12 protein-coding genes are annotated in these 13578 nt (G+C 72.1%); 8 read left to right on the forward strand and 4 right to left on the reverse strand.

Annotated features, from left to right (window positions below; translation table 11 throughout):
* Nucleotides 1-15: 15 nt before the first annotated feature.
* The 3 genes from WFJ36_RS10110 to WFJ36_RS10120 form a co-directional block, all read right to left on the reverse strand.
* Complete coding sequence (locus tag WFJ36_RS10110) at nucleotides 16-606, reverse strand: 2'-5' RNA ligase family protein (protein WP_336643228.1); 591 nt, start codon at nucleotides 604-606, stop codon at nucleotides 16-18.
* A gap of 124 nt (nucleotides 607-730) precedes the next feature.
* Nucleotides 731-2698, reverse strand: a complete 1968-nt coding sequence (locus WFJ36_RS10115) for a YhgE/Pip family protein (protein WP_071327569.1) — start codon at nucleotides 2696-2698, stop codon at nucleotides 731-733.
* On the reverse strand, nucleotides 2695-5481 hold the full coding sequence (locus WFJ36_RS10120; RefSeq protein WP_336643229.1) for an MMPL family transporter: 2787 nt from the start codon (nucleotides 5479-5481) through the stop codon (nucleotides 2695-2697). Before WFJ36_RS10120 ends, WFJ36_RS10115 begins: the two co-directional genes overlap by 4 nt.
* Nucleotides 5482-5610: 129 nt before the next feature.
* On the opposite strand from WFJ36_RS10120, the gene WFJ36_RS10125 reads away from it, so the two are divergent.
* Nucleotides 5611-6237: a TetR/AcrR family transcriptional regulator gene (locus WFJ36_RS10125; protein ID WP_071327567.1), complete on the forward strand. Its 627-nt coding sequence runs from the start codon at nucleotides 5611-5613 to the stop codon at nucleotides 6235-6237.
* On the opposite strand, the gene WFJ36_RS10130 is transcribed toward WFJ36_RS10125, so the two are convergent.
* Complete coding sequence (locus WFJ36_RS10130; RefSeq protein WP_071327566.1) at nucleotides 6234-7220, reverse strand: o-succinylbenzoate synthase; 987 nt, start codon at nucleotides 7218-7220, stop codon at nucleotides 6234-6236. The two genes, WFJ36_RS10125 and WFJ36_RS10130, sit on opposite strands and share 4 nt — an antisense overlap.
* 89 nt (nucleotides 7221-7309) lie before the next feature.
* Here WFJ36_RS10130 and WFJ36_RS10135 point away from each other — a divergent pair, with 89 nt between their 5' ends.
* The 7 genes from WFJ36_RS10135 to WFJ36_RS10165 all read left to right on the forward strand — a co-directional run bounded on the left by WFJ36_RS10135 (nucleotide 7310) and on the right by WFJ36_RS10165 (nucleotide 13474).
* Nucleotides 7310-7642, forward strand: coding sequence for a PadR family transcriptional regulator (locus WFJ36_RS10135; RefSeq protein ID WP_071328049.1), 333 nt, complete (start codon nucleotides 7310-7312; stop codon nucleotides 7640-7642).
* Nucleotide 7643: 1 nt separating this feature from the next.
* Entirely contained in the window at nucleotides 7644-8603 is a 960-nt protein-coding gene (locus tag WFJ36_RS10140; RefSeq protein WP_336643230.1) for a permease prefix domain 1-containing protein, read from the forward strand.
* 5 nt (nucleotides 8604-8608) lie between these two features.
* Entirely contained in the window at nucleotides 8609-9529 is a 921-nt protein-coding gene (locus WFJ36_RS10145; RefSeq protein WP_336643231.1) for a 1,4-dihydroxy-2-naphthoyl-CoA synthase, read from the forward strand.
* Between the two features lie 25 nt (nucleotides 9530-9554).
* Entirely contained in the window at nucleotides 9555-10706 is a 1152-nt protein-coding gene (locus WFJ36_RS10150; protein ID WP_292787362.1) for an AMP-binding protein, read from the forward strand.
* A 105-nt stretch (nucleotides 10707-10811) separates the two neighbouring features.
* Nucleotides 10812-11603 carry a class I SAM-dependent methyltransferase gene (locus WFJ36_RS10155; RefSeq protein WP_336643232.1) on the forward strand — a complete coding sequence of 264 codons (792 nt, stop codon included), beginning with the start codon at nucleotides 10812-10814 and terminating at the stop codon, nucleotides 11601-11603.
* Nucleotides 11604-11657: 54 nt separating this feature from the next.
* Entirely contained in the window at nucleotides 11658-12842 is a 1185-nt protein-coding gene (locus WFJ36_RS10160) for a sensor histidine kinase (RefSeq protein ID WP_336643233.1), read from the forward strand.
* Nucleotides 12839-13474 carry a response regulator gene (locus tag WFJ36_RS10165; protein WP_083391605.1) on the forward strand — a complete coding sequence of 212 codons (636 nt, stop codon included), beginning with the start codon at nucleotides 12839-12841 and terminating at the stop codon, nucleotides 13472-13474. Before WFJ36_RS10160 ends, WFJ36_RS10165 begins: the two co-directional genes overlap by 4 nt.
* The last annotated feature ends 104 nt before the right edge of the window (nucleotides 13475-13578 follow it).

A 13578-nucleotide genomic window follows, 5' to 3' on the forward strand; every position in this document is an offset into this window, starting at 1 on the left:
CCGCCGGAGCTGGGCTCAGCTGCCGAGGGGGATGACCTCGGCGTGCTCGACGCCGCTCTCGTACCAGACGAACTCGGCCTCCGTGACGACCTCCGTCGGCGCGGGGAGGAGCGGACGGACCTCGGTGGCGGCGAGCTGCTGCCATGTCTCGGGATCCAGCGTCGTGCCGTAGAGCACCGAGAGGTGGAAGGTCCAGTCCTCGACGGAGAGCTCGTCGAGGCGGCGGAGGTCCGTCGGCCGGAGCACCTCCGTCAGCGAGGCGTACGCGTGCACGAGCGCGGGCGTGCGGGCGAGGCGCAGGATCCCGATCTGCCACGGCGCGGGGAAGACGTCCACGGCGTCGGCGGTGAGTTCGAGAGGACCCTGTTCCGCGGCCCAGGCCCGGATCACGGCCCGCAGCTCCTCCCGACGCTCCGGCTCGAAGAAGCCGCGAAGGGTCACGTGCTCCGTGTGCGGATGCCGGAGCGGCGTGTCCAGACGACCGAGCGCGGCCTCCTGGATGGCCCGGTATTCCGCGGCGACGGCCCCGGTCGGCCGGAGCACGAGATACTGCTGTCCTTCCAGGCTCGCGAGTTGGTCCGGAGTGTCCATGAACGGTCGGCGCATGGCACGAGGGTACGGGGTGTCGCCGTCGCGTCCGTGCACTGTTTCGGAGATCGCCACACGACACGCCGCCGGAGCGGGGTGCCCGGCGGCGTGTCGTGCGTGATCTCCGAAGTTGTGCCCGGGGTCAGGCGGTGACGACGGCACGCGCCGTGGTCGTGCGGCGGACCGCGACGACCACCGTCGTGGCGACGAGCGAGAGCACGCCCCAGACGACGAGGGCGGCGACGGCGGCCCCGCTCGCCTCCACGAGACCCGCGAAGGCCGGTGCGGTCGGGAGGGCGGCCCCGATGCTCGCGAGCCAGTCGGGCACGGTCGAGATGAGTCCCGTCGCCACGGCGATGACACCGATCAGTGCGGCGATCCAGCGTCCGACGCCGCCGAACACCGCCACGAGGGCCTGGTTCACCGCGGCGAACACCACCCCGGCGAGGACGGCGGTCCCCGCGAACGCCCACCACTCCGCGACGTCGTAGTCGGCCACGATCTGCACGATGAGCGAGACGAGCAGACCCTGTGCCGCGCCGATCGCTGCGGCCGGCCAGAACGCGCGGAAGGTGAGGGAGGCGGAGGAGCGTCGTGAGGTGAGGGTGCGCGCCGTGTGGGCACGGAGCACGAGGAAGGACGCGAGGCCGCCGAACCACAGCACCACCGTGGTAAGCAGCGGGATCGCGGTGGGGCCGAAGAGCGAGCCCATCGAGGAGTCGGTCGCCACGGGGTCGGCGATCACCGACGCCAGCGACGTCGACTCCTCGTCGCTGAAGGACGGGAGGGAGTCGGCCGCGGTGCGCAGTCCGCCCGCGAGATCGCCGGTGCCGGTCGCGAGGGTGTCGAGACCGGTGGCGAGCTCCGTGCTGCCGTCGGCGAGCTGGGTCGCGCCGTCGGCGAGCTGCGTCGCGCCCGACGACAGCGCCCGCGCTCCCGCGGCCGACTGATCCACACCCTCTGTAGCGAGGCGGTTGAGCCCGCCGGCGAGCTCGGTCGCCCCGGCGCCCGCCTCGCCGAGCTGGGTGGCGAGCGTGGAGAAGGACCGCGGAAGCGCGGCGATTCCGCCCGCGACCTGGGGGCTGTTGAGGATGCCGGAGGCGGTCCCCGCCGACTTCGCCGCTGCCGCCGCCTTCGCGGCGAGGTCCGAGAGCTGCCCGCACTCCGCCGAGTCCGGGTCGGCGGCGCACGCCGTGGCCGCCATCGTCCCGAGACCCTGTGCGACCGTGGCCGAGTCCGTCGCGGCCGACTTCGCCGACGCGCCCGCCGACTGGATGCTACCGGTGAGCTTCTGGACGCCGGCGACCCGGCCCTGCAGCTCAGTCGCCGCGGAGGTGAGTCCCGCGCCGATCGTCCCTGCGCCGGTTGCCGCCTGCCGCGTCTGCCCCGCGATCGTGTCGAGGCCGGACGCGAGGGTCGAGGCCCCGGTGCCCAGCTCTCCGGCGCCCGCGGCGAGTTGCGTCGCACCCTCCGGGAGGGCCGCGGCGCCGGTCGCCGCGTCACGCGCCCCGTTCGCCAGCTCCAGGGCCCCGTCCGCCGCGTCGCCGATCTGGTCGCCGATGGTGGTGAAGCCGACGAGGATGTTCTCGGTCGTGGCCTCGGACAGCGTGGTGCCGAGCGTCGAGGCCGCCACGTCGGCGATCTGCCCGGTGATGAGGTCGTCCGCCACGAGGCCGTCGTCGGGCGTCGTCACCTGGATCGTCGCCTGCTCCGCGTCCCCGCCGCCGTCCGCGACCGCCTGACCTGCGGAGGTCGCCGCGGCCGAGAAGTCCTCGGGGATCGTGATGACGGCCTGGTAGGTGCCGTCGGCGAGCCCGTCGGCGGCGTCCTCCTCGTTGGAGATGACCCACGTGAGGTTCGAGTCGAGATCGTCCGAGCCCTCGACGAGCCCGGACGCGAGCTGCCGCCCGAGAGGCGCGGTCTGGCCGTCGATCTCGACGGGCTCGTCGAGGTTCACGATCGCCGCGGTCATGGAGTCGAGGCGCTCGGTCGGGTTGTAGAGCGCCGCCATGAGGATGCCGCCGATCGCGGCGGGCAGCAGCAGGACGCCGAGGATCGTGAGCCAGGTGATGGGCTTGCGTGAGCGGGCGCGCTCGAGGGGGAGGGTCATGCGGGCACCTCGGTCGTTTCTGCGGCGCTCGGGCGGGGCGCGCGCGTGTCGAGTACGTCGGCGGACGGCCATCCGGCGTCCGTGAGGAGGGAACGGGCCGCGTCGGGATCGACGGCGGTGGCGAAGACGGCGAGCTCTCGGCGCGACCTCGCATCGCGCAGCATCGCGGCGACCTGGTCGCGCTCGCCGCCGCGGAGCCGGTCCGCGCCGTCGATCACCACGAGCTCGGAACGACCGCGGAGGGCTTCGCGGAGGTCGGCGAGCACCGGGGCGTCGTCTCCCGCGAGCACGCAGCCCACGTGGGAACGGACCCAGGCCGCACGACCGGGGAGCAGGTGCCCGGCGACGCGGAGGCGTCCGTCGGCCGGGGCGATGCGGGCGCCGACGGTGAGCGCGAGGGCCCGCAGCGTCCCGGCATCCCCGCCACTCGCGACCAGGGCTGCGCCGGGCGCGAGCCGCAGCGACAGTCCCTCCGTCGCCGAGGGGCCGGCACCGAGCTCCAGGTCATCGGCCGCGACGAGCGACCCGTCGCCCGGCCACGCCTCGAGGTGCCGCTCGCGTTCCACCGCCTCGCCCTCGATGTCCACGCGGGGGAGGATCCGCTCCAGCCACGACGGGATCTCCCACGCGCGCTCCCCGAGGATCGCCATGAGCGCCGGGATCAGCGTCATGCGCACGAGGAAGGCGTCGAAGGCGATGCCGGCGGCGAGTCCGAGGGCGATGGGCTTGAGGGAGGAGTCGCCCTCCGGCACGAAGGCGACGAACACCGCGAACATGATGAGACCGGCCGCCGTGACGACCTTCGCCGAACCGGTGAACCCGCTCCGTACCGCGCGCAGCGCCGCGGCCCGTCGGGTGGCGCGGTTCACAACTCCCGCACCCTGGCGGAGGTCGGGATCGTGCACGAAGTCCTCGCGCATCCGCGACACGAGGAACACCTGGTAGTCCATCGCGAGGCCGAAGAGCACGCCCATGAGGATGATCGGCATGAAGCTGATGATCGGTCCGACCTTCGCGACGTGCAGGAGGTCGGCGAACCAGCCCCACTCGAAGACCGCCCCGACGACGCCGAAGGCGGCGACGATCGACAGCAGGTAGCCGGCCGCGGCGGTGATCGGCACCCAGAGCGAACGGAACACGATGGTGAGGAGGATCAGCGAGAGGCCGATCACGAAGATCCCGAACGGCAGCAGAGCCGCCCCGAGCTGATCCGAGATGTCGATGCCGACGGCGGTGAAGCCGGTGACCTTGAGGTCGATGCCGAACTCGTCCAGCCACTCGTCGTGGTGGCTGCGGAGCTCGCGCACGAGGTCGGCCGTCGCGGGGTCGTCGGGAGCCGTCTCCGGGATGATCTGGACGATGCCGGTGTCGGCGGTCTCGTTCGGCGTCGCGAGGGCGACCTCCTTCACACCGGGCACCTCGGCCACCGCGTCTCCGAGGTCTTCCATGAGACCGAGCGGATCGGTGGAGGTGACGATGGTGCCGGTGAGGATGAGCGGGCCGTTGAAGCCGGGACCGAACTGCTCGCCGACGAGGTCGTAGTTCTGTCGCGCCTCGGAGTCCTTCGGCAGGACGCCGGCATTGGGCAGGGCGAGGTCGAGGCTGAGAGCGGGGACGGCCACGATGCCGAGGCCGAGGACGACCGCGAGGGAGACGAGGACGGGGTGCTTCGTCACGCCCTCCACCCACCGACGGCTGCCGCGGGGCTTCGTGACGGCGTCCTTCGCGGGCGCCTTCTTCGGGGCCTTCGCGCGCTTCGGTCGTCCGGCCACGCGGCCCTTGAGGAATCCGAGCAGGGCCGGGGTCAGTGTCACCGCGATCGCCACGGCGACCGCGACGGCCACGGACGCCGCGACGCCCATGGTGGTGAGGAACGGGATGCCCGCGAAGCCCAGGCCGATCAGCGCGATGAGCACGGTGACGCCGGCGAAGACGACCGCCGACCCGGCCGTGCCCACGGCCCGTGCGGCCGACTCCTCGGGTTCCACGCCGTCCCTGACCTGGTCCTGGTGGCGCGCGACGATGAAGAGCGCGTAGTCGATCCCCACCGCGAGTCCGAGCATCAGGGCGAGCAGCGGCGTGGTGGAGGAGACGGTCGCGAAGGCGGTCGCCGTGAAGATCCCGGCCATGGAGATGCCGACACCGAGGATCGCGGTGAGCAGGGGGAGTCCGGCGACCACGAACGACCGGAACGTGACGATGAGCACGAGGAGCGCGATGAGCAGGCCCACCGCCTCGGTGAGGGTGACGCCGGGGATCGAGATCGCGAAGAGGTCGCCGCCGAGAGAGGCCTGCGCACCGTCGGGGAGCTCTGCCGCGAGCTCGTCGACGGTGGAGCGCAGGGCGTCCTTGGTCTCCTCGGAGACGTCGGTGGACTCACCGTCGAACTGCAGGCGCACGATGGCCGCCGTGCCGTCGTCGTTGATCATGCCGTTGACCATCTCGTCGTACGGCGAGGTGGCGGCGAGGACCTCGTCGAGGTCGCCGAGCTCCGACACGGCATCCTCGATCGGCTCGCGGTACTCGTCATCGGTGATCTCGTCGCCGTCGGCGGCCACGACGATGAACTGCGCATTCGTGCCGCTCACCTGCGGGAAGGAGCGGGAGAGCTGCTCGAGGCCGGCTTGGGACTCGGTCCCGGGGATGGAGAACGTGTTGTCGGTGCCGGCACCGAGGACCACGGCTCCGGCTCCGGCGATGCCGAGCGCGAGGAGCCAGGAGACGAGGACGCGCCACGGGTGGCGGAAGGACCAGCGTCCGAGGGACGAGAGGAGTGTGGACACGCGATTCTCCGTGGGGTGCCGGGTGGATACACAGGTGTATCCGATACATAGATGTATCGTAAGGTCATCCGCCATCCGGAGTCTGTGCACCGGGTGTGAATCGTCGAGAGGGAAGGCCAGGAGGTTCCGATGTCGTCACCCGCCACCCGCAGCCGGGAGAACACGAAGGCGCGCCTGCTGGAGGCCGCCGCGCAGGTGTTCGCCGAGGCCGGCCTGGACGGTGCCTCGGTCGAGGCCGTCTGCGAGCGCGCCGGCTTCACGCGCGGGGCGTTCTACTCCAACTTCGACTCGAAGGACGAGCTGTTCCTGACCCTCGCGGCCGGTGTCGCCGACGCGAGGGTGGCAGCCGTGCGGACCCGCGTGGAGCAGATGCGTGCAGACGGCGAGCTCGCCGACGACTGCGACCCGAAGGATCTCGTCCAGCAGATCATGGAGCTCGGCAGCGACGACCGCCTGGGCGTGATGCTGATGAGCGAGATCCGGATCCGCGCCCTGCGCGACCCGCAGTTCGGCGAGGCCTACCTCGCCCAGGAGCGCGAGATGGTCGCGAGCATCGCGCGCATCGTGGAGGACATCGTGGAGGCGGCGGGCACGCTGCGTCTCCGGCTGCCCGCGACCGATGCGGCGCGCATGCTCATGATCCTCTGGGAGGGCATGACCGTCCGCGGTGCCATGGCCGGTCGTGACGACGCGGCCCTGCGGCACTCCGGCGGCGAGGAGCTTGGGCGGCTCGTGGAACTCCTCGTCGAGTCCTAGGCGCTGCGGGCTGCGACCAGCTCGTGGTGGCAGCGGGCCAGCCGGGCCAGCCACCACTCACGGCGTTCGTCCGCGGCGGCGAGCCGGGTGAGCGCTGCCGGGTCGGGGGTCAGGCGTCCCACCGGGATCGCTCCGTCCGCGGGGCGGAGGTCGGCGACGTCGTCCTGAAACAGGGAGGCCGTGCCGAGACCGCAGTCATAGTCGAGGGTCGGGAGGGCGGCGGCCAGGGCGGCCCCCTGGGAGAGCCCGATCGCGGTGTCCAGCGCGCTGGAGACGACCGCGGGCAGGCCGGCGGCGGTGACGATCTGCAGGGCGTGGGTCAGGCCGCCTAGGGGCTGCGCCTTGATGACGACGATGTCCGCCGCGCCCGCGCGTGCGACGGCGAGGGGGTCGCCGGACTTCCGGATGCTCTCGTCCGCCGCGATCGGGATGCCCATGTAGGCGATGCGCCGGCGCAGCTCGACGAGCTCGGGCACCGACGCGCACGGCTGCTCGACGTACTCCAGGTCGAACGGGGCGAGGGCGTGCACTGCATGCTCGGCCTCGTCGACGTTCCACAGGCCGTTCGCGTCGACCCGGATGCGGCCCTCCGGCCCGAGCGCCTCGCGGACGGCCCGGACCCGGGCGACGTCGTCCGCCAGCGCCTGGCCGGGCTCGGCGACCTTGACCTTCGCGGTCCGGCAGCCGGCGAAACGCCCGAGGACCTCGGGCACGCGGTCGGCGCCGACGGCGGGCACCGTGGCGTTGACGGCGACGCGGTCACGCAGCGGTGCGGGCTGGGGTGCGTACGCGTAGTCGATCGCCGCCGCCAGCCAGGTTGCGGCCTCGGCGTCGTCGTACTCGACGAACGGCGAGAACTCCGCCCAGCCCTCCGGTCCTTCGAACAGCAGGGCCTCGCGGGTGTCGACGCCGCGGAAGCGGGTCTGCATCGGCAGGGCGACGACGCGGGCGGAATCGAGGAGCTCCGTGACGGCGGGGATCATGACCCCATTGTGCGCCACGACCCTCGGCAGCATGTCGCACGAAGGTGTGCCGTTGACAATGGTGTGTGACGCACACTACTGTGATCGACATGAACGAGGCACTCGACACGCATCTGCAGGAATTGCGCCGCGGCACCGTGGTGCTCGCCTGCCTGCAGCTGCTGCGTACGCCGGAGTACGGGTACGCGCTGCTCGAGCAGCTCGAGAGTCGGGGCTTCGCCACCGATGCGAACACGCTCTACCCGCTGCTGCGTCGTCTGGAGAAGCAGGAGTACCTGACGAGCGAGTGGAACACCGACGAGGCCCGGCCCCGCAAGTTCTACCGCACCTCGGAAGCCGGGACCCGGCTGGCCGACACCCTCACCGACGAATGGCGCGCGCTCACCACCGCGATCGCCTCCCTCACCCCCGAGGAGAACTGACATGACCGCGAGCACCCTCACCGAGCGCTACATCAGCGCCACGATCCGCAGCCTCGCGCCGGATACGCAGGACGAGGTCCGCGCCGAACTCGAAGCCGCCATCGCCGACGCCGTCGACGCGCGGCGGGAACAGGGCGAGAGCCCGGAGGAGGCGGAGCGCGCCGTCCTCACCGACCTCGGCGACCCGGGCATCCTCGCCGCCGGATACGCCGACCGCCCGCTGCACCTCATCGGTCCGCGCTACTACCTCACCTGGTGGCGGCTGCTGAAGCTGCTTCTGTTCATCGTGCCGCCGTTCGCCGCGGTGGGCGTCGCGATCGGGCAGCTCATCAACGGCGGCGGACCCGGAGAGGTCATCGGCGCGGTCGTCTCGGTCACCCTGTCCGTCATCGTGCACCTGTGCTTCTGGGTCACGCTCGTCTTCGTCGTGCTGGAGCGCACCGGCGCCGACACCGGCGTGCGCTGGAACGTGGACCAACTCCCCGAGCCCACGGAGCACGGGGCCGCCCGTACCGACGTGATCGCCTCGCTCGTGTTCCTCCTCGCCGGCATCGGCGCGATCGTGTGGGACGCGACGCTCGGATTCTTCCCGACCGGCGGCGACCCCATCCCGATCCTGGCGCCCGCGCTCTGGCCGGTGGGCATCGGCATCCTCCTCGCGCTCATGATCGCGGAGGCCGTCCTGGCCGTCGCCGTGTACGCGCGTCGGCGGTGGACCGTCGCCGCGGCCGTCGTGAACACCGTGCTCGCCGTCGCCTTCGCGGTGTGGGCCCTCACCCTGCTCCTGCAGGGGGAGCTGCTGAACCCGGCCTTCCTGGAGTTCGTGTTCACGGACAACGGGGTGGAGGCCGAGACGATGCGCGTGCTCACGGTGATCACCGGCGTCTGCCTCGTGGCCTTCCCGGCCTGGGACATCGTCGACGGGTGGATGAAGACGGCGCGTGCCCGGGGAATAGGCTGAAGACCGTGACCGATGCCTTCGTCTCCGACCTGTTCGATCCCGCCGAGTGGGAGCTGGCGCCCGGCGCCGAGCACTACACCGACATCACGGCGCACGTGAGCCGCGACGGCGGGGTCGCCCGCATCGCCTTCCACCGGCCGGAGGTGCGCAACGCCTTCCGCCCGCACACGGTCGACGAGCTCTACCGTGCGCTCGACATCGCGCGGCAGGACGCGCGTATCGGGGCGGTGCTGCTGACCGGCAACGGACCGAGCCCGAAGGACGGCGGGTGGGCGTTCTGCTCCGGCGGCGATCAGCGCATCCGCGGCCGCGACGGATACAGATACTCGGACGCGGAGACCGCCGTCGTCAGCGGAGCGTCCGCGGCGGCTGTCGGGCGGCTGCACATCCTCGAGGTGCAGCGGCTCATCCGCTTCATGCCGAAGGTCGTCATCGCCGTGGTCCCCGGGTGGGCGGCCGGTGGCGGGCACTCGCTGCACGTGGTCTGCGACCTGACCATCGCGTCGGCCGAGCACGCGCGCTTCAAGCAGACGGACGCCGACGTCGGCAGCTTCGACGCGGGGTACGGCTCCGCCTATATGGCCCGGCAGACGGGACAGAAGTTCGCGCGGGAGGTGTTCTTCCTCGCCGAGGAGTACTCGGCGCAGCGGGCCTACGAGGCGGGCGCCGTGAACCGCGTGGTGCCGCACGCCGAGCTCGAGCGCGAGGCGCTGAAGATGGCGCGCACCGTGCTGACGAAGTCGCCGACGGCGATCCGGATGCTCAAGTTCGCCTTCAACGCTGTCGACGACGGGCTCGCGGGGCAGCAGGTGTTCGCGGGCGAGGCCACCCGTCTCGCCTACGGCACGGACGAGGCCGTGGAGGGGCGGGATTCGTTCCTCGAGAAGCGCGCCCCCGACTGGTCCTCCTTCCCCTGGCACTACTGAGTCCGCACGAGAGACGGAGCCGACCGTGACCGCGCTGATCCCGACCGACGCCGAAGACACCGGGCTTCTGCGGGAGGCGCTGCTCCGGGCGCTCGACGAGGGACCGGCCCTCGGCTTCGGCATGCTCGCCGACGCCCCGGCGGAGGTGGACGACGGCATCGCCGCGGTGATCGCGACGTCCGGATCCAGCGGTGTCCCGAAGCGGGTGGCGCTGAGCGGCGAGGCCCTGCGGGCGAGCGCGGCGTCCACCGCCGCCCGCATCGGCAGCGGCCGCTGGCTTCTCGCCCTACCGGCCGGCTACGTCGCGGGGCTGCAGGTGATGGTGCGGTCGATCCTCGCGGGAACCGAGCCGACCCGGATCGAGGGGCGGTTCACGCCACGGGCGTTCGCCGAGGCCTCGCGGAGCATGCTGCACGCCACGACCGCGGGCGTCCTCCCCACCCTCTACACCTCCCTCGTCCCGGCGCAGATCGCGACGCTCTTGGACGCGACAGGGGAACCGGGGGTGCTCGCGGCGCTGCAGGCGTATGAGGCCATCCTCGTCGGGGGCCAGGCGCTCCCGGAGCCGTTGCGGGAGCGGGCGGCCGACCTCGGGGTGCGTCTCGTGCGGACCTACGGCTCGACGGAGACCAGTGGCGGCTGTGTGTACGACGGCGTCCCGCTCGACACCGTGAACGTCCGGGCGGTCGACGGCGAGCTGCGGATCGCCGGCCCCATGCTCGCGGAGGGGTATCTGGGCGACCCGGCGCTGACCGCGCGCACCTTCGCGCGGGACGAGCACGGCATCCGCTGGTACCGGACGGGCGACCTCGGTCTCCTCGAGGACGGCGTGGTGCGCGTGCACGGTCGTGCGGACAACGTGATCGTGTCGGGCGGCATCAACATCTCGCTCGACCGGGTGGAGCGCATCGTCCGCGCCGTGCCAGGGCTGCATCAGGCTGTGGTCGTGGCAGTCGACGACGAGCGTTGGGGGGAGGCCTCGGTCATCGTCGCGGCGCGTGGCGAGGCCCTGCGGCGCAGCGAGTCCGAACAGCTCGCCCAGGCCAGGGAGGCGGTGGCCGGGGAGATCGGCGCCCACGCGCGTCCGTCCCGCCTGATCGTCGTTGACGAACTCGACGTCCTCTCCTCCGGCAAGCCCGACCGCGAGGCGATCCGCCGCATGGTCGCCTCGCTCTAGCCCGTCGACCCACCCCTTTCGCGCCGCCCCGGCCCCTTGCGGCCGTACGGAAGGGGCCGGGACTCACGGAAAGGGGTGGGTCGGCGGGAGTGTCAGACTGGGGGCATGGCCTCGTACACGCATGGACACCACGAATCCGTCCTCCGCTCGCACAGCGTGCGGGACATCGCGAACTCGGCGGCCTACCTTCGACCGCACCTCACGGCAGAGACCCGGCTCCTCGACGTGGGGGCGGGACCCGGGTCGATCTCGGTGGACTTCGCGGGAGTGGTCGCGCACGTCACGGCGACCGAGATCGACGACGCCGCACTGTCCCTCTCCCGCGACCTCGCCGCCGCGCAGGGAGTCGCGAACATCGCCTTCTCCGTGGAGGACGTGCACGCGCTGAGCTTCGCCGACGACTCCTTCGACGTCGTGCACGCGCACCAGGTGCTGCAGCACGTCGCCGATCCGGTGCAGGCGTTGCGGGAGATGCGCCGGGTCGCGAAGCCCGGGGGACTCCTCGCCGCCCGCGACGCCGACTACGCGGGCTTCCTGTGGTTCCCGGTGCTCCCGGAGCTCGACCGCTGGCTCGCGCTGTACCGCGCCGCCGCCCGGGCGAACGGCGGAGAGCCGGATGCCGGTCGCCGCCTCCTGGCCTGGGCACGCGCCGCGGGCTTCGCGGACGTGACGGCGACGGCGTCGACCTGGTGCTACGCGACGCCGTCCGAGCGCGCCTGGTGGGGCGGGATGTGGGCCGACCGCATCCTGGAATCGGCACTCGCCAAGCAGCTCGTGGACCAGGAGATGGCATCCGCGGCCGACCTGCAGGAGATCAGCGACGCCTGGAAGCGCTGGGCCAACGACGGCGACGGCTGGTTCCTCGTGCCGCACGGGGAGATCCTCGCCCGCGCCTGAGGGATACATCCCGCGACGGATGCCGCCCCCGACGGGCTCGCGTAGCGTGGGGGAGTGATCCGTCCGCTGTCCCGCACCGGCCTCGTCCTCGACATCGTCGGGGCGGTGCTGCTGTTCGCGCTCCTGACGCCGCTCGGGGTGGTGTTCTATGCGCCCCAACCAGACGTGGCCGGGTCATCCGCGGTCAACGTCATCGGTCTGATCTCGTCGTCGGTCTTCCTGTTCGGCGGGGTGGCGATCGGTCGTCTGGCCCCCGGTCTCGCGCTCGCCGCGGCCTGGGCCGGAGCCATCGTGCAGATGCTCGCCGGCTTCGGGCCGCTGCCGACCGACGTCGCGATCCTCCTCGTGTTGTACGCGACCTCCGCGTGGGGCACCCGCCGCGTGCTCTGGTGGGGGTTCGGGTCGGTGATCGTGGGCGGCATCGTCGCCGCGCTGTACATGGTCGTGGTCATCGGGGGCGCCATGCTCGGCTCCGGCAGCGGATGGGAGCTCGTGACCGGCGGCACTCTGCTCGTCGCGGCCTCCATCATGGCGCTGGGGTTCGCGTGGGTGTGCGGACTCCTCTGGCGGGTCGTGCTGCGCAACCGGCGCACGCGTTCGGCGCAGCTGCAGGCTGAGGCCCTGGCCGCCGAGGAGCAGGAACGGGTGCGCATCGCGCGGGACATGCATGACGTCGTGGCGCACTCGCTCGCGGTCGTCATCGCCCAGGCCGACGGTGCCCGCTATGCCGCAGCGGTGAAGCCGGAGATCGCGACAGAGGCCCTCGGCACGATCGCGCAGACCGCCCGCGGGGCCCTGAGCGACGTGCGGATGCTCCTCACCCAGCTTCGTCATCGTCAGGGCGACGGTCCGCAGCCGACGCTCGCCGATCTCGAGACGCTGTTCGCCCAGGTGCGCCAGGCCGGCATCGAGCCGCGGGTCACGGTCGACCCCATGCCCCCCGGGGAGCCGCCGGGCGCCATCCAGCTCGCGGTCTACCGGATCCTCCAGGAGGCGCTGACGAACGCGATCCGCCACGGCGACGGCGCGGTGGACGTGCATCTCGCGTGGCTCCCGGATCGCGTCGACATCGAGGTGCGCAACACCGTCTCGCCGGAGTCGACGCCGGGGACCCCCGGAGGACACGGCCTCATCGGCATGCGTGAGCGGGCGCAGCTCGTGGGCGGTAGTCTGCAAGCCGAGCGCCGTGGTGCGCAGTTCGTCGTCCAGAGCAGCCTTCCGATCGGAGCCCCGCAGTGATCAGAGTCGCGCTGGTGGACGACCAGGCGCTGTTCCGGGCCGGGATCCGCATGCTCGTGGCCTCCCAGCCGGACCTCGAGGTCGTGGGGGAGGCGGGCAACGGCCGGGAGGCTCTCGACGTGATCGCGGCGACTCGGCCGGACGTGGTGCTCATGGACATCCGGATGCCGGTGATGGACGGGCTGACCGCGACCGCCGAGATCCTGTCCCGCCCGGAACCCCCGCGCATCGTCATGCTCACGACGTTCGACCTCGACGAGGCGGCGGCGCGGGCGATCCGGCAGGGGGCGAGCGGCTTCCTCCTCAAGGACGCCGATCCGGAGTTCCTGCTCGCCGCGATCCGGACCGTGCACGCGGGATCGAGCGTGATCGCGGCCTCCGCGACCCGCGAGCTGTTCGAGCACTTCGCGGAGGCTCCGAAGCCCGTGCCGCCGCAGTACGCCGAGCTGACGGAGCGGGAGCGGGAGATCTTCGCCCTCGCCGCCCGGGGTCTCTCGAATGCCGAGATCGCCGCGCGGGAGTTCCTCAGCGAGGCCACCGTGAAGACCCACATCAGCCGCATCCTCACGAAGCTCGCGCTCCGCGACCGCGTGCAGCTCGTCGTGTTCGCTTTCGAACACGGCCTCGCCTGACGCCGACCCACCCCCTTCCGTTCGACCCGGCCCCTTGCGGCGGTCCGCAGAGGGGTGGGAGGAACGCAAAGGGGTGGGTCGGGAGGACGCGGGATCATCCTCCC

The sequence above is a fragment of the Microbacterium sp. MMO-113 genome (assembly GCF_037148555.1).
In the GTDB taxonomy this organism is placed as follows: domain Bacteria; phylum Actinomycetota; class Actinomycetes; order Actinomycetales; family Microbacteriaceae; genus Microbacterium.